This is a genomic window from Paenibacillus sp. AN1007 (assembly GCF_040702995.1).
Classification (GTDB): domain Bacteria; phylum Bacillota; class Bacilli; order Paenibacillales; family Paenibacillaceae; genus Paenibacillus.
In genome coordinates, this window is sequence record NZ_CP159992.1 from 147,522 (window position 1) to 171,835 (window position 24,314).

A 24,314-nucleotide genomic window follows, 5' to 3' on the forward strand; every position below is an offset into this window, starting at 1 on the left:
CTACTCCTTCCCCGACACAAAGGCGAAGACAATCGACTCTCGATCCTGAATCTGATGCTCTTCATATTTGTCGAATTCCAGGATATCGCCGACCTTACCATCTCGGATCAAAATCAGGCGATCAGCTCGGCAGGCAGCTTTGATGTCATGTGTCACCATAACGACGGACTGTCCTTTTCGATTCATATCCGTCAAGATGTCGAGCACCGCTTTACCATGTTCATAGTTCAAACTACCGGTAGGTTCGTCGGCAAACAGAATATCAGGTGAATTGATGAGCGCACGAGCAATCGCGGCACGCTGCTGCTGTCCGCCTGACGTTTGGGAGGGCAGACGATTGTGCTGACCATCGATCTCCATAGCCTGCATGAGCTGGTGCGCCCGAGCTTTAACCTCACTTTTTTTATGTCCGGCAATATAACCGGGAAGGGCAATATTATCCCGAATAGAGAGGTCGGGAACAAGGTTGATGCTTTGATAAATGTAGCCGATCCGGCGGGCACGGAAGGCAGACAGTTCCCGTTCATTGTAAGTGTCAATCCGTTGATTCTGAAAATAAACCTCGCCAGCTGTTACCTGGTCAAGCCCGCTAAGCAAATATAACAGCGTAGATTTACCTGAGCCGGAATTGCCCATGATTACGGTGAAGTCCCCTTCATAAATATCCAGATCCACATTGCGGATCGCATGATACTGTTCACTTCCGGTACGGTAAGTCCTGCACAGATTTTGGGCACGAATAATGGACGTTTTGGTCAAGCAGATCACTCCCCACAGCAGTATATCCTTCATCCTAAAGGGAAGATATTGAGAAACTCTTATCTAAATATGAATAAAGTCTTACACCTCAACATAAGGGCAGGTTAATTTGAAAAAGAGTGCCTTGGTCAGTTTTGCTGGAAAATTGAATCTGTCCGCCATGTGCTTTAATGATGCTTTTGCAGATAGAAAGGCCAAGTCCTGTCCCTTCTTGAGCTGAAGTGGAGGAGGATGGCAAACTTCCTCTAAAATAACGTTCAAACACAAAAGGCATATCCTGAGCTCGTATACCCTGCCCTGAGTCAGCGATGGTCAGCTTGAATTGCCCGGAATGCAGTTCAGTACGGATGCGAATATAATCACCGGAAGCTGTGTGTTTGAGTGCATTGGATACCAGATTGGAAATCACTTGTTCTATTCGCACTGGATCGATTCGAATCAGCACATCAGGTATAGATTCGGGTTCTTCATATGTCAATCCATGGGAACGCACAATATGTTCAATGGGACGCAGCATATTTTCAAAAACCTTACGGCTGTATTGTTCTCGCGGTTCAACTGAGATCTGCCCGAGTTCCTGCAGAGCGTGAACAAGGAGGTCTTCTACGAGCCGAGCTGTCTTGTCTGCATGGATGTGCATGATTTGCATATATTCCTGAAGCGTTTCTTCATCTTCGCATATTCCTTCGGATACTGCCTCTATGTATGCCTTTAGGGTAGTAATGGGCGTTTTAAGGTCATGGGAAATATTGGTGATTAGCTCTTTCTGAGCCTTTGCCTGCCGTATATGCTGTTCACTTAAATACATAATCTCCAATCGCATCAAGTCCAGCATCGCATACAGCTCGCCTATTTCATCCGTACGTTTATATTGAATCGGCTCATCATATTTTCCCTTAAGAATGGATTCGGCGTGATACTTCAACTGTTTGACCGGAGTTAACACCTGTCGTTTGACTCCGCGTGCCATTGTGATCAGCATCAGCATCAGCAGGAGAGAAAGCATAATCAGCACACCCAGGATCGATAACGGCAGCGTGGACGACTGCGGCGTAAAAACAAGGAAGCGGGGCACTGTGAAAATGGCATTTCCGATCTGATTGCTATCCGGGCCGTCCATGACGGGAAAAGCAATATTCAGTGAATCCTCTCCGTCCGCGATCTGCAGCGCATCTGCCAGATTGTAATGAAGCGCTGATCTCAGGTTAACAGATTGACCTTCGGTCGAAGCGATGGAAGATAGTGTGATACGGCCATCCAGCTCCACATAGGTAAAAGGGATGTTCTCTTTGCTGGCTGCGAGCACGAACCTGCTCCTGAACGACAGGATCACGAAGTTTGCTGCTGTTCTGTTCCAGTTTCAACAGGAGCGGGTTCACCTTCAGACGCACCTGATTCATGGTTGGAATGGATTCGCTTGAAGAGCGGGATACGAGCAAGGAGAGGAAAAGGCCGAGACTGCACAGCAGAATCAGAAGCAGAAGAAGTAATGATGTTTTCAGCCAACGTGTAGACCAGAGATGTAGTGACATGAACGCTGCTCCATTCCTCGCTTAGTTATGATTAAACTTGTATCCGACTCCCCAGACGGTTTTAAGAAGCGTTGGATGGGAGGCATCGTGCTCAATTTTCTCCCGAAGTCTGCGAATGTAGACCGTTACCGTATTTTCGTCTCCATACGCATCATAGCCCCAGACTGCATCGAGTAACTGGGATTTGGAGAAGACCTGATTTTTGTTGTTGGCAAGATAGTGCAGTAGTTCGAATTCTTTGGCCGACAGAGAGACTTCATTACCATTTACGGTGACCTTGTATGCTCTCTTGTCGATTTCAAGGTTAGCGAGGCGCAGCAGATGGGAAGGGGCCCGTGCTGCGTTTAGACTGTCATATCTTCGGAAATGTGCATGAATCCGGGCGATCAGCTCGCTGAGTGAGAAGGGTTTGGTCATATAGTCGTCTGCTCCGAATCCAAGTCCGAGAACCTTATCCGTATCACTTCCCCGCGCACTCAGAATGAGAATCGGAATGTTGTTACGTCTCCGAATCTCGCGGCATACATCGATGCCGTCCTGATCCGGCAGCATAATATCAAGGATGATATAATCCGGCTGGATCAGCTCCATAATCTGAAGCCCATCCTCTCCGGTGGCGGCGACGGCAGCCTCGTATCCATTCTTGGTCAAGTAATCTCGCAAAATGCGGGAAATATCATGTTCATCTTCAATGATGAGGACTTTGCGTTTTGAGTTCATGGGATCGCTCCAGTAATGAATAATTAGAATGAAAGGAATCTGAATTTGTCAGAGTTAGATGATTAGATGCATGATGCATAGATTTGTAAAAATATGCTTCTATCTATTGTACATTTTTGCCAGCGTAGAGTCACAGTAAAGTTTGATTAAGAGAAATGTAGAAAACTGTCGTATTATGCAGTCTGCTTTGTCGAATTACCTTGACAGAGTATGTGCAGCGTGACATAATACATTTCATACTAATTTACTATGAATTACGAATCATGGTTAGAATAACAGAGAGAGAACACAACAAGGGGGACATAACAATGAAAAAGAAATTTGTGCCGGGAATCCTTTTATTAGTGCTTGGGTTGATGATTGCTGGTTGTGGCAACAAAAACGAAGCAGGTTCAGGTGCGGGATCAGACTCTGGCCAAAAGACCATTGTTGCTGCAACGAGCGGCGTTAGTAACCCGTTCAGCTACGATAAAGACGGTAAACTTACCGGGTATGATGTTGAAGTTATGAAGGCGATCTTCGAGAAACTTCCAGAATACAAGCTGGAGGTACAAGCTATTGAATTCGAAGGCATTTTGACAGGTTTGGACAATGGGCGTTTTCAGTTAGGGGCTAACAACTTCAGCTCCAATCCGGAAAGACGCAGCAAGTATAATTTCTCTCTGCCGATCATTGAAAATGCCAACGTATTTGTCGTGCGCAAGGATGATAATACCCTTAAATCGATCGAAGATTTGAAGGGATATAAAGCAGTAACCGAAGTAGGAAACTCGGGAGCAACGCTGCTGGAGAACTACAATACAGCGCATCCGGATGCCAAAGCAGATATTATGTACACCGAAGAAAACTTTGTTAAACAGTTCGAAGGCATTGAAGCAGGACGTTATGACGTTCGCATCATTTCTCGGGTCTCGGCTGAAAAAGCAATCAAGGAACATGGTTTCACCAACTTGAAGGTGGTTCCGTTCTCCAGTGAAAATAGTGATCCAGGTTCGTACATTCTGCTCTCCAAATCTGCGGACAGCACACTGCTCGATGCGGTAAACAAACGAATTAAAGAAATGTACAATGACGGTACATTGCTCAAGATCAGTGAAGAACAGCTTGGCGGCGACTATCTGCCGAAGAAAGAATTAATGGAGTAGGGAAGGGGATAACATGAAATTTATCGTTACAGGAGACGCCTTGTTTTCCAGTCGGAATGTAGATAAAACCATGGATCCGAATCTGCTGGCTCTTCTGAAGGAAGCCGATGAGGTCTTCACCAATGCAGAGTTCATTACCCCACGCAAAAATACGGCACCGGCTCGGGCCGAGGATATCAGACGAGTGTACGTCCCGGGACGCTGGATGAGTTTGCACGGTTGAATATTCGTTATGTCGGCTTTGCCAACAACCATACAGGGGATTATGGCATCGAAGGGCTTACCGATACGATCGAGGAAGCCGAGCAGCGCGGCCTGATTCCTCTGGGAGTTGGGATGAGTCTGCATGAAGCTCGTAAACCGGTGTTTATCGACACAGCAGATGGACGGATTGCTATCATTACCATTGGTGTAACGCGCAGCGAAGTATTTGCCGCATCCAATCCGGGGAACGGTGTTCCCGCACGTCCAGGTTTAAACCCGCTTCGCTGGTCACGTACATATGTGGTCAACGAGCAGGACTTTGAGACGTTGAAAGGCATTAGCGAACGGATCGGCATTGCTGCAAGTATGGAAACGGGCAAACGAATCGAGACATTCAAAAGCAAATCCGAGAATCATTATGAGTTTGGCTCTCTGTTCGAGGGTTACCTGACTTTTGAAAAGGGCGAAAATCCCCGTGTCAAAACAGCAGCACATGCGCAGGATCAGCAGGAAATTCTGGAAACGATTCGTGATGCCAAAGAGCGCAGTGATTTTGTCTTCGTTAATCTGCATACGCACGAGGGAGAAAATGAAGACTGGTATTCCGATTATCCTGCAGCGTTTATTGAAACCTTTGCAAGAAGTGCTGTGGATGCAGGAGCTCATTGTGTATTCGGACATGGGGCGCACTTTACAAGAGGTGTGGAATTGTACCAGGGTCAGCCGATCTTCTATAACATCGGAAGTTTGCTGATGGAGTTCGAAGCAGGGGAATCCATTATCTCTCCCGAGATGTTCACCGCATATGGGTATGACGAGAATGAATCTCCTTCCACACTGCACAAAAACAGAACCAAAGACAGCGAGGGAAACTGGCAGGGCTTTTATAGTCATCCCAAGTTTTCGGAAAACTTCTTGATTTCATTTGATCTGAATGCGGATCGGCAGCAGTTTGATTATGAGCTGATTCCGATTGATCTCAGACTGACGCATTCGAGCGTGACTAAACGAGGTTTACCTGTACTTGCTTCAGAAGAGGCTGCGGGTTCTTTGCTTGAAAGGCTCAATGCTGTGAGTAAAGAGCGCTACAAAACCGAAATTATACGCCAAGGCGAACGTTTAACCGTGAAAGAGTGGAAGTAATTCCGCTCTTGCTTTTTTTTGAAAATGAACGTGGAAGGATGTAAATCATGGGAGAGATTTTTGATATCAACGCGGTATTCTCAGCGATTCCTCGTCTGTTAGAGGTTCTTCCTGTGAGTCTGCAGATTACAGCGATTTCGATGGTCGTTGGTCTGGTGTTTGCTTTGCTGTTTGCGGTCATACGTATGAAAAAAGTGCCGGTGCTCAGCCAGCTTGTCACATTATTCATCTCATTTATCCGCGGTACGCCGATCATTGTTCAGTTATATCTGACCTATAACGGAATTCCGCTGTTATTAAAATTTATTAATCAGCAGTACGGCACAGATTACAACATTAATGCGGTACCCGCAATGCTTTTTGTACTGGTGACGTTTGCGTTTAATGAAGCAGCCTACAATTCCGAGACCATTCGTGCAGCGCTGCAGTCCGTTAACAAAGGACAGATTGAAGCAGCCGAATCTCTTGGCATGACGTACCTTCAAGTGCTGAAGAGAGTTATTGTTCCCCAGGCCCTTGTCGTAGCCATTCCACCTCTTGGCAATGCACTTATTGGACTGTTAAAAGGGACATCACTCGCTTTTGTTGCAGGGGTTATTGAGATGACGGCACAAGGGAAGATCATTTCAGGCAGCAACTTCCGCTTTTTTGAAGTTTATCTGGCGCTTGCCCTCATCTACTGGGTGATGACGATTATTATCGAACAAATTCTTCGTTTCCTGGAGAAACGATTCTCTATTCCTGATCCAGTACAGCAAACAATGAATCGCGGCTGGTTCTCATGGGGAAGGAGGGGGATTTAATGATTAAAGTAAGTCATTTGTCGAAATCCTTCCATAACAATCTGATTCTGAACGATCTTTCGGTCGATATTCAGAAGGGAGATGTCGTGGCGCTGATTGGCTCTTCTGGCGCGGGAAAATCGACTTTTCTGCGGGCATTAAACTGCCTGGAAGCAGCCGACCAGGGGCAGCTGGATCTGGAAGGATTCAAGGTTGATTTCAGTACAATCACGAACAAACAGCGGCTGGAGCTGCGGAAACAGACGGCTATGGTGTTCCAGCACTTTAACTTGTTCCAACATCGTACGGCACTGGATAATGTTAAAGAAGGATTGAAAATTGTTAAAAAAATGAATGACAAAGAAGCGACCGAACTGGCTAAACAGCAGCTGGAACAGGTAGGATTATCCGAACGGGCACATTATTATCCCAAACATCTGTCCGGGGGCAGCAGCAGCGTGTGGGTATCGCGCGTGCACTCGCCATGAAACCCAAGCTGCTTCTGCTGGACGAGCCGACTTCTGCGCTTGACCCGGAACTTGTGGGTGAAGTGCTGCAGACGATCAAAAAAACAGCTGCTTCAGGTCAGACGATGCTTCTCGTTTCGCATGAAATGAGTTTTGTCTATGAAGTGGCAACCAAGGTATTGTTTCTGGATAAGGGGAAAATTGTTGAAGAGGGTACACCGGATGAGGTCTTTAACCACCCCAAATCGGAACGTGCCAAAGAGTTCCTCCACAACTATTTCCGCAATAAAGGCGAGCACCGCGCATAGGATCGGCTGGAGCTTTAGGATGGCTTGGAAGAACATAAGAAGCATCGCTTCCATTTCTTCTGTGGATAACACGAAACGCTTTGGGTGAACACACGGCATGTGTGAATGACCCAAAGCGTTTTTAATTCTGCTGCTGCAGCGTGATGATAACCCTGCAGCCATTTTTGCAGTTACTTTTATAAAAAAACGAGCTTTAGCTAATTGATGTAAGACTTACGTTACTGCTCTCTCCTTAGGTTAGGACCCACATACTCTAAATTCGTCCGTCAGTTTACTCTACACATGTTCGAGATCATCGATCGGTTCATGCTGTCTCGATCTTTGGTACTCTGCCGGAGATACGCCAAAATGCGCCCGAAACACCCTATGGAAGTAAGAGTAGCTTGCAAAACCGCAGGATTCTGCGATATGCTCCAGTGTCATTTCGCTGTATTTCATACGCTCCAGGGCTGCATTCAGACGGATTTCAATAGCATACTGAATCATGGTTTGATTATAGTGTTCCTTGAATAAACGCACGGCCCGGGACAGACTGAGTCCGGCATAACGGGCAGCCTCCTCCAGTTTAAATGTAACGGTGGCATGTTCTTCGATAAAACGCTTCAGCTTAAGTGCTGAGGAGACGGCCCGGTCCGTCTGGATATTCTCCGTAATGGCCCGGTCAATGTACAGGCATAACCCCCGCAGCAGTGCATCCTTCAGCTCCGCGTTCTCTTCCAGCGGCCCGCGCCGTTTTTCCAGGAGCATATTGCGCCACAGGCTGATTAATTTGTCATCCAGACCAATACGACTTACGGTCGGACGCTGCTGGCGTTTCCACCACTTTTCAATCCAGCGCCCTTCACAGAATAGATAGTAGTCACCGCTGGACAATCGTCCTTCCTTATGCGGTTCATCTACGACAAGGCGGTAATCATCCCCGGGTTTAAGCAAAAGCAAATCACCGCTGCTCATGCGGAATTCCTCTTCCTGTACATATACTTTGCACGAGCCTTCCGTCTGCAAGCGGAACAGATAGGTGGACAGCTCGCCTTTCATATTATGGGTGAATGCCTTGTAATGATAGGAGTAGTCACAGATCAATACGGATGTGTCCAATGTATCCAAAGATGTCGCCTCCCATACGCTCGCGCTGTTAACCAGCGGATGATAGTGCTGCTCATGTGCAGCCATGCCAGAATTCATGAGATAAATCAGGGTCGAAATAAAATTTGATCAGATAGTTCATGTTCTGACTATATTGTATATGTTCATTCTAGCCTGTTTTGCGTTAGGATGATACCAGATAGAGCAATGCAAGCAAATTTGAGAGCAGAGGAGTATCTGTCATGAAAAAATTGAACATTGGTTTGCAACTTTTTACACTCCGTGATGAAACTGCAGCAGATTTTCGTGGTACACTGCGCAAAGTGGCCGCGCTTGGATATGAAGGCGTAGAATTTGCCGGATATGGCGACATTCCAGCAGAGGAAATGAAAGCGCTGCTAGATGAGCTTGGTCTGAAAGGTTTCAGCAGCCACGTGTCCCTTCATGCGATGCGAGAAGACCTGCAAAAACAAATCGACTACCTGAAAACGATTGGTGCACAATATATGATCTGCCCATATCTGATGCCGGAGGATCGCCCGGACAATGCAGAGGGCTGGACAAAGCTGTTTGAAGAACTGCAGCAGTATGGAGCCGAAGCGGCAAAACAAGGTTTGATCTTCGGTTACCACAACCATGACTTTGAATTCCATGGTCGGGTTGGGGACGCAAATGCTTTTGATGCCATGTTTGCTCAAACGACACCTGAAGCAGTACAAGTGGAAATGGATGTATGTTGGGTTCAATTTGCGGGACAAAATCCGATCGAGTATATTAATAAATATGCGGGACGTTTGCCGCTGCTTCACTTGAAAGATTTCAGTAAAGACGAGCAGGGTCAGATGAAAACACTGGAGCTTGGACAAGGCGAAGTGGATCTGCCGGCCGTGATTGAAAGCGCAGCACATGCAGGTGTAGAGTGGTTGATCGTCGAACAGGATGTATGTCAGAATCCGCCGCTTGAAAGCGTGGAGAACAGCCACAACTGGCTGAAACAAAATTACCTGAACCAGTTCTAAGAAGTTAGATACTTAATGCGTCTATTTAAACTGAATCTAATCGTCAAAGGAGACTTTTGTACATGAGTAAAATTAAAGTTGCTGTATTCGGTTGTGGAGCCATCGCTCAGCGCAGACATATTCCAGAGTACGCTGCCAATGAGAACGTAGAACTTGTCGCATTTGCTGATCCGGTTGTGGAGCGGGCGCAGGAAATGGCTGAAATGTACGGCGGTAAAGCGTATTCCAGTTATGAGGAATTGCTTGCAAACGAAACAACAGTAGAAGCGGTGAGCGTATGCACACCGAACTATCTGCATGCACCAATGACGATTGCCGCTGCCAATGCGGGCAAGCATGTGCTGGTTGAGAAGCCGATGGCGGTTTCCACTGAAGAAGGCGAGCAAATGATTGAGGCGGCTAAGAAAAACGGCGTATATCTGATGGTGGGTCACAACCAACGTCTGATGCCTCCTCACGTGAAGGCAAAAGAAATTCTGGATTCCGGCCGACTGGGCAAAGTGCTGAATTTCCGTACTGCTTTTGGTCACCCGGGTCCAGAAGGCTGGAGTTTAGACGGGGCAGGCAGCTGGTTTTTCCGCAAAGAAGAAGCCATTATGGGCGCCATGGGTGACCTCGGCGTGCACAAATCCGACTTTATCCGTTATTTGCTGAATGACGAAGTGTCCGAAGTAGCTGGTTTCATCAGCACGCTGCACAAAGAAGGTACGGATGTAGATGACAATGCCACCTGTCTGCTTCGGATGAAGAGCGGTGCAATCGGTACACTCGTAGCCAGCTGGACACAATACAGAGCGGGCGATAATAGCACGGTACTGTGGTGTGAGAACGGCGTGATGAAAATTGGTACTGTAGATGGTGATGAGGTCATCGTCGAATTGACTAATGGTACGGTTGAAACGTACAAAGTCGGGGCAATGGCAACGAATGAGAAACAAGTACCGAGCGGCGTAATTGACGCATTCGTAGAATCAATCTTAACCAAAACGCCTCCAACCATCTCTGGTGAAGAGGGCTTGCGTTCCCTGCAGGTCATCCTGGCTGCATTTGAATCTCAGAAAACAGGTCAAATTATCAAGCTGTAGTACATTTTTGATTTGATATACAGGTCTTTAAGCTAATCTTTGATTAATTCTGTTCCTGCATATTGTGCAGACAGTCTAAGAATTAACAAGTTAATAATTATATTCAAGGACATTCTCCCGTGCAGTACGTTGGAGGATGTCCTTTTTATATGAGCGTGCTGGATCGGGGAGGTAGACATCTGTTAGTGAGATAGCGGCACACATGGAGATCGATCAGAAAAGCGTACACTTACGGTTAGGTACATAGGTGGGATGCGTTGATTTATTATTTTGCACTGCACTTTTGCTGTGGACTTACACTGTACTTTCCACTCTGGTTAATGCTCCATTCTGGCCCATTCCCGTTCGATTCTTACTTTACTGCACTAACGATCTCAGAGGAGCTTATTTGCTTGATTTAGGGGTCAGAGAAATGTAACGATCCCCAGCGACGCTATTTCCTCCGAAATGCCTCAAAAGGTGCTGATTCGAGCGTAAAATGTGAAAATAACGTTTCTCTGAATTGTTACGTTTCGGAATAGGCTGAAATGGGGCGAATAGCGTTATCTGGAATCGTTAGAAATCTGACGCAAACTTTTGGATGCAGCTGCTGGTTCCAAAAGGTATACATAAGGATTTGTATCCAGATCTCCCTCTTATACAGCACCGTTCAGCACCGCGACTGTGGTGATCGCATCAATAAACAGCGGGACCCAGGCCGATAGTTACCTGCCTGGGTCCCGCTGTTTATTTGCGGCAATCTGCTGCTAAAATTAAACCGTCCATTATTAGAGTGATTGCCCGTTAATTAGTTTGTTCTCTGAATGTTTATCCCGCTGCGTGCTATTTTCCGCCAAGCTGCCGCAAGATGCATCGTCAGATTTGTTCACGGTTATTAATAGACATGAGCTGGAGGGTTTAAAGCCGCAGTATGGGCAGCATATTATAAGCCAGCCGGCTTAACCTCACTCGCCAGATCAATCCATGCGATCTCTTCAGGTGACAGTGTGATGCGGGAGCCTTCGTCACAGGAGAGCAGTTCTGCCTGATTCTGTGCTCCAATCAATGCGCAGGTTGGGAAGGACTGATTCAATACATAAGCCAATGCAATCTGAATCGCTGTTGTTTTCTTGGATGCAGCCAATTCCCCGGCACGGCGCAGTCTCTCCCAGTTACCATCGCTGTAGAATACACGCACCAGGTCTGCGTTGTCCCGTACCTCAGGTGTGAATCGTCCAGTGAAGAAACCGCGGGCCTGGGAGGACCAGGACAGGAGCGGCAGCTTCGTCTGCTCATGCCATGCGAGCGTCTCGGCATCCGCTGATACACAGCCTGCCCAGAATGGCTCGTTCGCTTTGGCGAGACTGAGATTCGGGCTGCTGAACGTGAATCCCTTTAGACCATGGGATGCGGCATAAGCGTTAGCTTCCTCCAGCCGCTGCCAGGTCCAGTTGGAGGCGCCGATGGCGCCGATTTTGCCAGACTCGATATGGTCGTTCAGTGCTTCCAGAATAACAGCGACAGGAACGTTGGGATCATCCCGATGCAGGGCGTACAGCTCGACATGGTCCGTCTGCAGCCGCTCCAGACTATCCGTTAGGTCACTGCGAATAGCGTCGGCATTTACACGGGGGCCGTGTTGATTATGATGCGCTCCTTTCGTCAGAATGACCATCTGATCGCGATTGCCGCGTTCTTTCATGTACCGTCCTAGAACCTCTTCGCTCTGTCCTCCGCAATATATATGTGCTGTATCTACCGTGTTACCGCCAATGGCCAGAAAGGCATCGAGATTTGCTGCGGCCTTCTCATAAGCATCATGCACAAAGTAGTCTGTTCCTTTGATGAGTCGGGAGATACGTTTGCCTGCACCGGCGATTTCAATATATTCCATAGATAAACCATCCTCTCTTATATCAAAGTGAAATCTGCAATGAAGGGTTAGTTAATCGTATTAAAGAGTTAAATTCGTAGTTACTGCTTACCCGCTTCACAGCGTAATTCGTGTACGTTCTTCAGCTGAGCGAAGACAAGCTTCGAGCACTTTCATATTGGCTGCCGCATCGGAAGGAGCGAAACGAAGTTCTTTCCCTTGAAGTACAGCGCGAGCCATATCATCCCCCTGGAGTGCATAGTGATTCACCTGCGGTACCTCCACCTCTCGGCGTTCACCGCCTGCTGTAACAAAGAAATTGGAACTGCTGTCCGGACGAGCAATGTAAGCCGAAGGTACTTCAATAATACCGTCAGAGCCAAGTACCTCCAGCGTATTACGGAAGGCTGCCCACATGCTGCTGTCAAATGTAACACCAACATGGTTATCGAATTCAAGCAATCCGGAAGCCATCATATCGACCTGATCATGCTCTGGTGAGAACATACCGATGACGGTTACCGCCTTAGGCTCATGTCCCAGCAGGAGGCGAGCCGCACTGATGGAATAACAGCCAATATCGTACAGGGCGCCGCCGCCCCATTCCTTACGGAAGCGAACATTGCCGGACGAACCGGAATTGTTAAATGAGAACGTACTGTGGATACCGCGAATTTCACCAATCTCGCCGCTAGCTATAATCTCCCGAATCTGGTCATAACGCGGGTGATGACGGTACATGAACGCTTCAGCCAGATGGACTCCCTTATCAGCACACGCCTGGACCATCTCCAGTGCTTCCTTTTCCGTGAGGGCGAGTGGTTTTTCGCATAAAATATGTTTTCCGGCCTCTGCCGCGCGAATCGTCCATTCCCGGTGCAGATGATTGGGCAGTGGAATGTAAACGGCATCAATTGAATCATCTTCCAAGATCGCTTCGTAACTTCCGTAAGCCTTTTCAATACCAAGTTTATCAGCAGTTTGCTGTGCTTTATCGAGGTCCCGGCTGGCAATGGCAGTGACTTCGTTCAATTCCGATTGCTGTAACCCAGGAATGACGGAACCTATTGCAATGTTGGCGCTGCCAAGAATACCCCAGCGTAACTTTTGAACAGAATTCATAACTTGTTTCCTCCTGTATTTGAATGTATATTGTGATTATAATGAATAGATGATTGAATTAAAATGATAATATATTGAATTGAATTAACACAATATTGTTTAATGAGGTGAACGGTAATGATGAGACAGACCGTGCTTCTCACGCTGCAGGATATCGCCTATTTCTGTTACCCGGAGTCTGTCGGACATTATACGAATCATGTGCAGCACGCTGTTCTGCGGGAGGCAGGCGTACTCAATAATTTTAACATTCACTATGTTGCGGCAGGTAAAGGATACGTGGAGGTTGACGGGGTGGTGCATGAGCTTCGGGCAGGCCAAGCGGTGCTGTATTTCCCCCATCAACGGCAGCATTACTACAGCAGTGAAGATGAGCCTTGGGATGTACGTTGGGTTCATTTTTATGGCGAACGGCTTCATGACTATATGCTGGAGAGGGGCCTGCACCGCAATCTGTTATGGACGCTGAGACAGCGGACTTCCTGGGAAGACGCTCATTTGGCACTGCTTGAAGAGGCGGAGCAGAACAGGATGCTTCGTCCAGCCCAGTTATCCACGCTAACCTACGCTTTGTTGGCAGAATTCGTCCAGCATGCCGTGCCGCTCAAGAACACACGAACGACGAGCAAAACGGAGAGCCGTGTGCTTTCGTTACTGCCGCAGATGCAGCAGGAGGCATGTGAACCGTTTCTATTGCAGGACTGGGCGGATCGCGCAGGGGTGAGTACCTATTATTTTTGCAAAATATTTAAAAATGCCGTCGAGATGACTCCGATGGAGTTTATTACTCGTTCACGTCTCCAGATGGCGAAGCAGTGGCTGCTTGAACGCCCGTCGGCCAACATCGGACAGATTGCGGAGGAAGCAGGATATCCGAATGCCAGCTATTTTAACCGTCAGTTTATGGCGCATGAGGGTATGACACCTACAGATTACCGTGGGCTGTATCATAACTGATCATGGTGAAGAGGAAACTTTTAGCGGTTGTAAGAGGTTTGAATCGGTGAAGCAGGTACTTTATTGAGGTCATCACGACTGTATGTATTGCTGTGCTGTGTTTATCCCCATGTCGCGACCTGTCCCTTTGGGAGCTGTCCCCTTACAGCTTCTAGGATGGAGTCGTTTGACAGAGCGGTTAATCAGGTCTATTATGGATAAATTAAATCCGTATATAATGAGGTGTCCTCTCATGAAATATTCCAAAGCGACAAACTATGCCCTGCATACGATGTTATATCTTGTCAGCACAGCGCCTGAGCAGCTGGTAAGTGTGCATCAACTGGCCGAGTTTCAGAAAGTTTCGCCAACATATCTGTCCAAAATACTAACCAAATTGGTGAAGGCCGGCATGATCGAATCCACTTCCGGTGCCAATGGCGGTTATCGGCTGAGCCGCAGGAACCCTGACCCTTCTTTCCTGGAGATCATTCATGCGATTGAAGGCAGAGCCTCGTTATTTGAGTGCTCGCAGAACCATAACGCAGCCTGTTTGATCCAGCAGGTCATGGTTCAGGCAGAGGAAGCTATGGAGAGTTTCCTGCATCACAAAAAAATGTCAGAGCTGGCTTCTCAAATGAGGGATGCCCATTCCTTGTAATGAAAACAGGATTTCTATCCCCCACGTCTCATTAGAGATCTGGGGGATTTTCGATATGTCCAGGGGGCGATGAACAGATTGATCAACTAGGCCGTACACCACTAAGATAAATTACTTCTTCATAATATTTTTTATGGTATAATAAGTAAATTATTCATTGATAACCCATTTGGAGTTTTGCGTTATGAATATAATATTGAAAAAAGGGGTGACCTATGAAGTACCAACAGCTTACAATCCCGTTAATGCTAATCTCCCTACCGGGTATTTTTCTATGGGTGCTGCTTCCGATTTATATCAAAGAGTTGGGTTATACTACCTTTCAATATTCAATAACCATATCGATTCTATCTTTTACAAAAATTATATTGAAGCTTGTCCTCGGTAAAGTATCAGATCGATACAGCCGTCATCGAATATGTCTGTATGCGCTGGTAAGTTACACAGCGGCCTACTTTATCTACGCAGCAGCCACCACACTATCTACTCTAATTGCTGCAATCATCGTTCATGGAATTGCTGGCATTCTGCTTACTATGGCATTAATCGGGCTTGTTTCGGACAGCAATCACAAGTTAGGTCAGCAGATGGGAGCTTTCGACAGTAAACAGCAAATCGGAAGCCTAGCGGGCGTAGGCATATGTTATCTCGTATTAAGCAGCTTTGGATTTATTCAAGGCTGGGGTGTGTTGTTTCTGATTTGCGGAGCTGCTTCGCTGCTGGGCTGTATCTACATATTTAAATCGCCGGAAGTCCCCAACACAAAAGAGATGGCAATTCAAAAAAAAGAGAAATCCAAACTATCTGTTAAGCAGCGAAAAATATGGGTTTTTAATTTAGGTCTTAGTACCGTATCTGCCATGTCTGGAATCATTTTTATTCCATATATGCAGCAGGTGTATGGAGCCGGCATTGAATTAATAACGGCTGCATTCCTTGTCCCTATGCTTATTTTTCCATTTGTAAGTTCGAAATTGGGGAGGGTAGGGGATCAGAGAGGGTATCGAAAAACCATAATTCAGTACATCCCCGTATTGTGCATGGGTGCTCTAGGTTTGGCTTTCTCACCAAGTCTGCTTTTGTTTGCGATCATCTATACGATCATGGATCTGTTTTCCTCTATTCAGGCGTACGCATTGGATGGGGTATTCATTAAGGGGACACCGCAGTCTCATATTGGAGATGCGTATGGCAAGTTCACGATCAGTGCTAATCTGGGAGGGATGGCTGGTGCAGCGCTGGGAGGATATCTATTTGATGCATTTGGTCCGAGCGTGCCCTACATCGTGTTTGCAGTGAGTATACTTTTATTTTTACCATTGGGATTGTACCTGATTCCTGCGAGTAAAGAGCAGAGTGTTCAGGAGCGTCTGGTCTAGTATTCTATGAAGACTAAATGCTACAATAAGGAAGATGCTGTATATACATACTTAATCGGACTAACATCTCTGGAGGGAATACACATGAGTCAAACGACAACGATGACGGAACTGGAGCAGCTGCTCGCACTCGAAAATATTAGAAATACCAAGGCGCGTTATTGCCGATATATTGATACGAAAGCATGGGATGAGCTTGGTGATGTATTTGCCCCGGATGCTGTCGCCGACTTCAGCACAGAAGGCAACCCGATTCCGGTTTTGACTGGACGTGACACCATAGTACAAGTGTTCCGTGACCTTGTAGACCCAGCGGTAACTGTGCATCATGTACATAGTGCAGAGGTGAAGTTCATATCCGCGACCGAAGCGAAGGTTATTTCCCCGATGGAGGACTGGGTGACGTTTCCTGAAGGTAATGAGAATAAGTCTTTTCACGGATTTGGACATTATCACGAGACATATGTCAAAATTGAGGGACAATGGTGCATTCAGCATACCAGCTTGAAGCGTCTTCGCCTCGATTTGTTTGAATAAAAAAAATAGAAAAACGTTATAAATCACCTGCAGAAATTTGGGATGCAGGTGATTTTTCTTATCTATTTGGGATGCAGATAGCTGCCTGAGGACCTGACAGAACAAGATATATTTATGTAAATTAAAAGATTAAATTACAAAAAATGCAATAATAGCATTGACGATCCAATAATTCATGAGTTAAGATAGCAATAATTAAATAATTACAAAAAATTACATGGATTGAAGCGTAGAGTTTTGTTTCTCGATTATGTATTCTTCTGTTCGACTACTCTGCAAATCAAAGGATGACGCGATGAACTGGTACGCATTATTCGTGCATACAGGAAGCGAAGAAGTCATTAGGAGATACCTACATATGTATCTGGGAACTTCCATCCGTGTTTTAATCCCCAAGAGAAAAGTCCCGGAGAAGAAATCAGGTATTTTTAAATCCTCTACCAAAAAAGTCTTCCCTGGTTATGTACTTATCCAAGTCAATATGACCGCCGAAACTTACCACTTGATCTGCTCCATACCTCATATCATCAAGATGTTGGGAACCAATGCAAGCTGCACTCCGATCCCGGATCATGAAATGACCACGCTGCTAAATCTTATTAATCCGGAAGACATTATCGATTATTCAACCGTTTATATGGAAAATACCAAAGTTGTTGTGCTCGACGGTCCCCTGAGGGGCCATGAGGGTATTATTAAGAAAATTGATCGACATACGCGCAGAGCCAAGATTTGGCTTCAGCTAACAGGTGATGAAGAACCTCGGATTATCGATTTAGGTGTAGATATTTTATATGCAAGTCACATGGAAAAGTAATTCTGTAATCTGTAAAAGTACAAAACTGGAGGATCAAAATGAAGCTTAGGCACATTTTGTAACCAAAGGGGCCATACATCTTTTATTATGAAATACACATCGTGGTGTGTATCAACTGGGCGAAGCTGTGTACAGGGTAACGATGCTGACTTTAGATCTTAATACCACTATGCCGATGGCAGTGAAGCGCAAAGGAGCGGCTGAACTGTTTTTTTTGTTGTCTCCAAAGAATCTGGTATCCGCAGATCAGGGAAAGGAAGATGCGAAACATGAGACAAATGATCGTCAAAGGTATGGGTATGTATGTGCCGGATACGGTGCTGACGAATCAAGCGCTTGAGGCTATGGGGATTAACGCTAACGCGGACTGGATTTACCAGAATCTCGGCATACGTGAACGGAGAATTGCAGCGCAGCATGAGCATACCAGTGATCTGGCGGCAGAGGCTGGAAAACGGGCTGTTCAGCAAGCCGGACTGGATCAGGAGGATATCGATCTGATTATTATGGCAACGTTCACACCAGACCGACTGGTTCCTCATTCAGCTGCACTTGTAAAACAGAAGATAGGTGCCAATCAGGCCAGCTGTCTGGATATTCGGGCCGGTTGCGCCGGTTTTAGTTATGGCATCATGAATGCGTATTATACGCTTCAGGCAGAGGAGGATATAAGTAATGTACTGGTCATTGGAGCAGATACTTACTCAAAGGTGACCGATTGGCAGGATCGTGCAGCATGCTCCAGTGTGGGCGACGGTGCAGGAGCTTTTGTTTTACAAGTATTGAATGAGGAGGATAACGCCAGTCACGGCGTTTTTATGGATGGTATTATGCATCATGAAGTAATGGAGGATATCGAACACGGAACGCTGCCGGTGCATTATGGCCGCATCCAAGAAGGGGCTGTTTCTGTTTATACATCCAACGGGAGATATCTGTACGAGCAGCTGGCCAGAGGTATTCCAAGACTCGTTAATCGGCTGCTGCGCAGAATAAAATGGGATATCCGGGACGTTGATCTGTTTGTCTTTCCGCAAACGAACAGCAATCTGATTCGTGAACTCGCAGTTTCTCTTGGTATTTCTCAGGATAAAGCCTATATGGCGATGGAGAAGTTTGGATATACCTCGAATGCCTGCCTGCCGATTGCAGTTAGCGAAGCCGTGCGAGAGGGCGTGTTGAGACCAGGTGCACGTGTAGTCATGGTTGGTGCAGGAGCAGGCACCTATTATTGTGCCACAGCCATCCGATGGGGCGAGATCTTGTAAACCGAGAGGAGATTATATGTCCAAGATTCGACTATATTGTGTTCCATATGCAGGGGGTTCGGCATCCATCTATCACAAATGGAGAAAAGGACTGTCCGAAAGTATTATACTGACTCCTGTTGAATTGGCAGGAAGAGGATTGAAATTTTCTAAACCTTTGTATGAAAGCATTCACCAAAGTGTGGATGACGTTTTTCAGTATATAGCTCAGGATCTGCCGGAGGGTGAGCCTTATGCTTTGTTTGGCCACAGCCTGGGGAGTCTGATTATTTATGAATTGTACAACAAAATGCATAAGCAGGAGTTTCAGAAACCTGTGCATATGTTTTTCTCTGGTCGGGAGACACCGGATTACAAAAAAGAACACGTCTACTATCACCTGCCTGAGGGTCAGTTCATTGATCGAATGAAGGAAATGGGCGGGACGCCGGATGAGTTTTTTGAAAATCGGCAGCTCATGGATATGTTCATTCCTGTCCTGCGGAAAGACCTGGAAATCAATGAGACTTACGTCTATGAAGAGAAACCATTCAAACTGCAGTGTGATGTTACCGTACTGAACGGAGCGGATGATGAAGAATACATTTTGGACAGTGCCGAGCATTGGAGGGATTTTACGCAGCAGGGCAGTGCTTCCCGAATCTACAAGGGAGGTCACTTTTATCTGTTTGAAGGGAGCATGCACCGGGTCGTCAGCATGGTTAATCAGACATTAACGAGTTATACCGAGTAAATCCAAAATCTACACGGAGGTGTCCTATGAATCAACGACAGATCACATCGCCACAGCAGCTGGAAGAGAGCATTTTGGGTGTTTTTCAACAAGTACTGGGAACGGAAGCAGGTATTACAACGACTAAAAATTTCTTCGATCTGGGTAGTGATTCCATGCTTCTTGCCCAAGTATACAATCAACTTGAAAAGTTATTTCCCTCTCAAATTACGTTAACCAATATGTTTGCCTACCCCAGCATTGCCAGATTGGCTCAATTCATCGCTGAACAGGAAGGCATGATCCTGGAGGCATATCCTGTTCCGACAGAATATATGAAACATTCCGGACAAGCCGTACAGGATAATCGATATGAATTCGTAATCGAGAAGGAGCGGTTGGGTGAGATCAAAACATTCTCTGGGCAGGCAGGCATCACCCCGATGGAATGGTTATGGTCCTTGTTTGCATATCTGCTGACCGAGATTGGCAGCCGTTCGCAGCTCCATGTGTTTACATTAATCTACCGGATGAATCACATTAGTTCCATATCCCTCGATGTACAAAACGTCGGAAACTTTAACGAGCTGTTTGCTGCAGCAAAACAAGCGCTGCGTTCGGTGGACGAGCAGCCGGGGTATCATATTCAGGATTTAATTCGATCAGACATGAAGTCCAGGCTTGATGCGATCAGGCCTTTATTTTGTGATGCGGATTACTTCAGCGGAGGGAGAATTGCGCTGGAAGAACAGTTTGATATCATCTGTGAAATGCAGCAGGAGAAAAGAAAAATACTGGTAACAATGTATTGTCAACCTATATTGAATGCTTCATTATGGCATACGTTTTTCCGAACCTATGACCGGATGTTAGACAAAGTCATTGAAAATCTCCGTTCAGCGGAAGCGAGGGGATGATCCAGTGAAAAACAAACTGATGGATTTCAGTGAGCTGCACGTTCAGGACACAAGTCAGATGGAAACAGGTGGTCAGCAGACTGCTGCTCCCGTTACATCGCGCGTCCGCTCACAAGATATCGCTATTGTTGGCCTGGGTGTGCGAATGCCGCTTGCAGACAATCCGGAGAAGTTCTGGGATAACCTGCTGCATGGTCTGGACTGTACCCGGGACCTGCCGGAACATCGTCGCCGGGATGCCGATGATTTCGTGTACCGCAAGATGAGCACGGCAGAAGAGGTTAAGTATCTGGATGGATCATATCTGGATCATATAGATACGTTTGATTATCCTTTTTTTCGTTTTTCTCCAAAAGAAGCAAGTTTGATGAATCCGGCACAGCGTATTTTTATGGAAACAGCATGGGCAGCTTTGGAGGACGGCGGATATACCCAAGAAAAACTGGCTGGCAGCAATACAGGGGTATATGTTGGACTGGTCTCCGATCTGGAGGGATACCGGTATAAAGAGATGATACATGAAGTGGACCCGGAATCTCTTCCCATTTCGGTGACCGGCAATCTGTCCTGCATTTTGCCAAGCCGATTATCGTATATGCTTGATTTGAGAGGACCAAGTATGGTGGTGGATACGGCTTGTTCCTCGTCTCTTGTTGCTGTCCATCATGCCTGTAATGCGATACGGCTGGGCGAATGTGATATGGCTCTTGCTGGAGGTGTGAAGCTCAATGTCCTTCCGCTGGATAAAGAATATTACCGCATGGGCATCGAGTCTTCGAATGGCATGACCAGACCCTTTGATGACAGTTCGGATGGCTCGGGCATAGGCGAAGGGGCGGCAGTAGTCATGTTGAAATCGCTGCAGGATGCTTTGAGGGACAAGGATCAGGTATATGCTGTTATCAAAGGCAGTGCGATCAATCAGGATGGCAACTCTATGGGGATTACGGCACCTAATGCCAGGGCACAGAGTGAGGTTATCGTAAAAGCATGGAAAGCAGCAGGGGTAGATCCGGAGAGTATTCATTATATTGAAACACATGGTACCGGAACCATATTGGGAGATCCGATTGAAATCGACGGGATTAAAGGTGCCTTCGCACAGTACACCGACAAGAGGCAGTTTTGTGCCATTGGTTCTGTGAAATCGAATATTGGGCATCTCTACGAAAGTGCAGGCATAACCGGGCTGGTAAAGGCAGTCATGTCTCTGAAAAAAGGAATATTACCTGCGATACAGCATTTTGATCGTCCGAATCGAAATATCGATTTCAGCGGTACACCTGTGTATGTGAATACACGCAGCCGGTCGTGGCCTTCTGGCGGAGAGCCGGTTCGTATGGGCATTAGTGCATTCGGATTCAGCGGAACGAACTGTCATGTCATTGTGGAACAGGCCGAAGAGTCCTGGAATGATGAGGTTCAGATTCAGGACACGGACACGGAGAAGGGGACGGGGACGGCAAAACGTGAATATCTCTTTCCTCTTTCAGCCAAAACATCTTCATCCTTGCAAAAGTATATTTCCAAATATATAAATTTTCTGAGCAGCACCCCGCATACGCTGGCCAATATTTGTTATACAGCTGGCACGTCCAGGAATCATTACGAACATCGCATCGTTCTCACTGCTTCGAGCAAAGAAGATCTCCTTGCCCAGTTAATGGAGCTGGAAGCAGATGATCTGGGCTCGCTTCGGGATAAAGCTGTTTCAATGCCCGATCACCCCGACTTGGGGGCACACTGCAGAACGTATCTGGACGGTGGCGAAGTGAACTGGACAAGTCTTTATGTTGGTGAAGAGGTACGGCGGGTCAGCATTCCAACGTATGCCTTTGACGCTCACCGATGCTGGATTGACCTTGGTTCTCGTCAAACTCATGTCGATTCCAATTCTGACATAGGCACTGCCGGAATAGAAGACGTGCATCACTACGAGATGGGCTGGATTCATGATCCGGAACGCAATACGGATCGGAAGAAACCGGAGGGACCTGTGATCATCTTTGTAGATGAACAGGAACTTAACCATCCCTTGAAAGAAGCACTGCACAAACAGGGACAGTCCATAATTACGGTGGTTCATGCTTCTTCCTTTGCGTGTGTAACGCCCGAGCAGTACAGGGTCTCACCTGAACGAGAAAGTATGGAAGAGTTATGGTCTCATCTGGGTACATTGAACGTGCAGCGAATAATCTATATCCAAAAAAATCAGCCTGTTGAACCATTCTTCCACCTGCTGCAGCAGCTGCTGCGTGTGTGCTCATCTGCTGCATATGATCTGGTGCTGCTGAGCGATCCCATCTATGCCATCACAGGCATGGAGGATACGCTGAATCCCGGGCATGCGCTGATGTTTGGTCTGGGGCAGGCTGCGCGGAAAGAAGATGCACGTCTGCAGTGCCGTTCTGTTCAGGTGGACAAACAGACCTCGCTTGAGCAGGTTCTGGCCGAACTGGAGCACGACGGTGAGGATTATGGTACAGCCTACCGCAGTGGAAAAAGATACGTGCAGCAGTTCGGTATACTTGATCCGGCTCAGTATCCAGAACGCCCTCAACCGATTCGCAGCGATAGTCTCTATCTGATTACCGGCGGACTGGGAGGCATCGGACTTGAAGTCGGCAACCGGCTCGCCGAGAGATATCCGGGTATTACACTCGCTCTCGTAAACCGAACTTCGCTTCCGGCACGTAAGGAATGGGATCGGATTATTGCTGTAGATTCGAATCATTCCATCATTCAGAAAATAAAGTCAGTGCAGCAGATGGAAGCACTCGGAGCCCAGGTCCTCGTGTACCAGGCCGATGCTGCGGATGAAGTATCGATGGAAGGCGTGCTTCGTGAACTTCGTCAGCAGCACGGCCGGATTGCTGGAGTTATCCATGGTGCAGGCGTTGCCATTGGAGGGGATCATCCGCTAATGGACAGAACGATTACAGAGGCTGAGCAGGTCTTTCGCTCCAAAGTACAGGGAACGCAGGTCGTGGATCGGTTAACCCGGATAGACAATCCGGATTTTTTCATTCTTTTTTCTTCGATCGCAACTTTGTTCAGCGGACCAGGACAAGCAGATTATGTCGCAGCCAACGCATATCAGGATGCCTATGCGGCGTACCGCAATCGCGAAATGAGCGGTACCATGACCGTTAACTGGTCTACCTGGAAAGAGACAGGTGCTGCGGCCGCAACCGGCTATGGTGTGGATACCTTGTTTAAAGCGATGACCAATGAAGAGGCACTTTCCTGGCTGGATCAGGTGTGGGGACGCCAGGTTGAGCGAGTACTTATTGGACACATGTCCACAGACCGCGGTATGCTGCAGCTGATTCGGAAGTATCCATTCAGACGGTCTGCTGAAGTGGAGAATTGGATTGAGTCGCGATTAAAACGGTCAACCGGATCACATGCCCCCGCTGTGCAGGCAAAGACGGCAGGACAAACAACGGCATTAAGCGGATCAGATGGCGGTGAATACAGTCCGTGGGAACGCCAGGTTGCGAATGTATGTCAGGCTGTTCTTGGTTTCCACGAAATGGATATCCATGACAGTTTCTTTGAGCTTGGAGCCGATTCTATTTTGATTAAACAAATGTATGCGCAGCTGGACCGGGTGTATCCGGGCATTCTTGTAGTTGCGGATCTGTTTGAGCACCCGTCAGTTCATAGACTGGGCGCTTATCTGGCTGATAAAACGGAGGGCACCCGGGAGAAGGAACAGACGGATACTGCGGCCTCAACCGAAGTGACGGGGCTTGGTGAAGAGGTCCATTCTCTTTTTGACCAATTGGAGGATGGCACAATCAGCATGGAAGATATGCTCAAAGGACTAAAACATATCTGATATGTAAGGGGAGGATACA

Annotated in this window: 22 protein-coding genes and 1 pseudogene; 16 read left to right on the forward strand and 7 right to left on the reverse strand. The window is 47.0% G+C overall.

From position 1 onward, the window contains the following. The 4 genes from ABXS70_RS00630 to ABXS70_RS00645 form a co-directional block, all read right to left on the reverse strand. Positions 1 to 759: an ABC transporter ATP-binding protein gene (locus ABXS70_RS00630; protein ID WP_366293194.1), complete on the reverse strand. Its 759-nt coding sequence runs from the start codon at positions 757 to 759 to the stop codon at positions 1 to 3. A gap of 88 nt (positions 760 to 847) precedes the next feature. Next, complete coding sequence (locus ABXS70_RS00635; RefSeq protein ID WP_366293197.1) at positions 848 to 2,065, reverse strand: ATP-binding protein; 1,218 nt, start codon at positions 2,063 to 2,065, stop codon at positions 848 to 850. Further along, positions 1,965 to 2,291 carry a hypothetical protein gene (locus tag ABXS70_RS00640; protein ID WP_366293200.1) on the reverse strand — a complete coding sequence of 109 codons (327 nt, stop codon included), beginning with the start codon at positions 2,289 to 2,291 and terminating at the stop codon, positions 1,965 to 1,967. Before ABXS70_RS00640 ends, ABXS70_RS00635 begins: the two co-directional genes overlap by 101 nt. 21 nt (positions 2,292 to 2,312) lie before the next feature. Next, positions 2,313 to 3,011: a response regulator transcription factor gene (locus ABXS70_RS00645; RefSeq protein WP_366293203.1), complete on the reverse strand. Its 699-nt coding sequence runs from the start codon at positions 3,009 to 3,011 to the stop codon at positions 2,313 to 2,315. 308 nt (positions 3,012 to 3,319) lie between these two features. Here ABXS70_RS00645 and ABXS70_RS00650 point away from each other — a divergent pair, with 308 nt between their 5' ends. The 5 genes and pseudogenes from ABXS70_RS00650 (at position 3,320) to ABXS70_RS00670 (ending at position 7,060) form a co-directional block, all read left to right on the forward strand. After that, positions 3,320 to 4,156, forward strand: a complete 837-nt coding sequence (locus ABXS70_RS00650) for a transporter substrate-binding domain-containing protein (RefSeq protein WP_366293206.1) — start codon at positions 3,320 to 3,322, stop codon at positions 4,154 to 4,156. A 13-nt stretch (positions 4,157 to 4,169) separates the two neighbouring features. After that, the gene (locus tag ABXS70_RS00655; protein WP_366293209.1) at positions 4,170 to 4,379 is read left to right on the forward strand and encodes a hypothetical protein; all 210 of its coding nucleotides are present in this window, start codon (positions 4,170 to 4,172) and stop codon (positions 4,377 to 4,379) included. Continuing rightward, complete coding sequence (locus tag ABXS70_RS00660) at positions 4,376 to 5,503, forward strand: CapA family protein (RefSeq protein ID WP_366293212.1); 1,128 nt, start codon at positions 4,376 to 4,378, stop codon at positions 5,501 to 5,503. Before ABXS70_RS00655 ends, ABXS70_RS00660 begins: the two co-directional genes overlap by 4 nt. A gap of 47 nt (positions 5,504 to 5,550) precedes the next feature. Further along, the gene (locus ABXS70_RS00665) at positions 5,551 to 6,306 is read left to right on the forward strand and encodes an amino acid ABC transporter permease (RefSeq protein ID WP_184183252.1); all 756 of its coding nucleotides are present in this window, start codon (positions 5,551 to 5,553) and stop codon (positions 6,304 to 6,306) included. Then, positions 6,306 to 7,060, forward strand: a pseudogene (locus tag ABXS70_RS00670) (amino acid ABC transporter ATP-binding protein). The gene ABXS70_RS00665 and the pseudogene ABXS70_RS00670 overlap by 1 nt, the downstream one beginning before the upstream one ends. Before the next feature lie 276 nt (positions 7,061 to 7,336). Here the strand turns inward: ABXS70_RS00670 and ABXS70_RS00675 are convergent. Continuing rightward, the gene (locus ABXS70_RS00675; RefSeq protein ID WP_342556453.1) at positions 7,337 to 8,158 is read right to left on the reverse strand and encodes an AraC family transcriptional regulator; all 822 of its coding nucleotides are present in this window, start codon (positions 8,156 to 8,158) and stop codon (positions 7,337 to 7,339) included. Between the two features lie 230 nt (positions 8,159 to 8,388). Between ABXS70_RS00675 and ABXS70_RS00680 the strand changes: the two genes are divergently transcribed. Then, the gene (locus tag ABXS70_RS00680; protein WP_342552926.1) at positions 8,389 to 9,165 is read left to right on the forward strand and encodes a sugar phosphate isomerase/epimerase; all 777 of its coding nucleotides are present in this window, start codon (positions 8,389 to 8,391) and stop codon (positions 9,163 to 9,165) included. 62 nt (positions 9,166 to 9,227) lie between these two features. Then, complete coding sequence (locus tag ABXS70_RS00685) at positions 9,228 to 10,250, forward strand: Gfo/Idh/MocA family oxidoreductase (protein ID WP_342552925.1); 1,023 nt, start codon at positions 9,228 to 9,230, stop codon at positions 10,248 to 10,250. A 922-nt stretch (positions 10,251 to 11,172) separates the two neighbouring features. Here the strand turns inward: ABXS70_RS00685 and ABXS70_RS00690 are convergent. Then, positions 11,173 to 12,123, reverse strand: coding sequence for an aldo/keto reductase (locus ABXS70_RS00690; protein ID WP_342552924.1), 951 nt, complete (start codon positions 12,121 to 12,123; stop codon positions 11,173 to 11,175). Between the two features lie 96 nt (positions 12,124 to 12,219). Beyond that, on the reverse strand, positions 12,220 to 13,224 hold the full coding sequence (locus tag ABXS70_RS00695; protein WP_366293218.1) for a Gfo/Idh/MocA family oxidoreductase: 1,005 nt from the start codon (positions 13,222 to 13,224) through the stop codon (positions 12,220 to 12,222). A 117-nt stretch (positions 13,225 to 13,341) separates the two neighbouring features. Here ABXS70_RS00695 and ABXS70_RS00700 point away from each other — a divergent pair, with 117 nt between their 5' ends. The 9 genes from ABXS70_RS00700 to ABXS70_RS00740 all read left to right on the forward strand — a co-directional run bounded on the left by ABXS70_RS00700 (position 13,342) and on the right by ABXS70_RS00740 (position 24,295). Continuing rightward, positions 13,342 to 14,181 (forward strand): helix-turn-helix domain-containing protein, encoded by an 840-nt coding sequence (locus tag ABXS70_RS00700; RefSeq protein WP_366293221.1) that lies wholly within the window; start codon positions 13,342 to 13,344, stop codon positions 14,179 to 14,181. Positions 14,182 to 14,413: 232 nt separating this feature from the next. Continuing rightward, positions 14,414 to 14,821: an Rrf2 family transcriptional regulator gene (locus tag ABXS70_RS00705; protein ID WP_342552921.1), complete on the forward strand. Its 408-nt coding sequence runs from the start codon at positions 14,414 to 14,416 to the stop codon at positions 14,819 to 14,821. A gap of 215 nt (positions 14,822 to 15,036) precedes the next feature. Then, complete coding sequence (locus tag ABXS70_RS00710; RefSeq protein WP_366293224.1) at positions 15,037 to 16,200, forward strand: MFS transporter; 1,164 nt, start codon at positions 15,037 to 15,039, stop codon at positions 16,198 to 16,200. A gap of 84 nt (positions 16,201 to 16,284) precedes the next feature. Further along, positions 16,285 to 16,737, forward strand: coding sequence for a nuclear transport factor 2 family protein (locus ABXS70_RS00715; protein WP_366293227.1), 453 nt, complete (start codon positions 16,285 to 16,287; stop codon positions 16,735 to 16,737). 295 nt (positions 16,738 to 17,032) lie between these two features. After that, positions 17,033 to 17,554: an antiterminator LoaP gene (gene loaP, locus ABXS70_RS00720; RefSeq protein WP_366293230.1), complete on the forward strand. Its 522-nt coding sequence runs from the start codon at positions 17,033 to 17,035 to the stop codon at positions 17,552 to 17,554. 269 nt (positions 17,555 to 17,823) lie between these two features. After that, positions 17,824 to 18,822, forward strand: coding sequence for a ketoacyl-ACP synthase III (locus tag ABXS70_RS00725; protein ID WP_342552917.1), 999 nt, complete (start codon positions 17,824 to 17,826; stop codon positions 18,820 to 18,822). 16 nt (positions 18,823 to 18,838) lie between these two features. After that, a complete protein-coding gene (locus ABXS70_RS00730; RefSeq protein WP_342552916.1) occupies positions 18,839 to 19,555 on the forward strand; it encodes a thioesterase domain-containing protein in 717 nt (238 codons plus the stop codon). A 26-nt stretch (positions 19,556 to 19,581) separates the two neighbouring features. Further along, positions 19,582 to 20,451: an acyl carrier protein gene (locus ABXS70_RS00735; protein WP_366293233.1), complete on the forward strand. Its 870-nt coding sequence runs from the start codon at positions 19,582 to 19,584 to the stop codon at positions 20,449 to 20,451. 4 nt (positions 20,452 to 20,455) lie between these two features. Then, entirely contained in the window at positions 20,456 to 24,295 is a 3,840-nt protein-coding gene (locus ABXS70_RS00740) for an SDR family NAD(P)-dependent oxidoreductase (protein ID WP_366293235.1), read from the forward strand. Positions 24,296 to 24,314 lie beyond the last annotated feature (19 nt).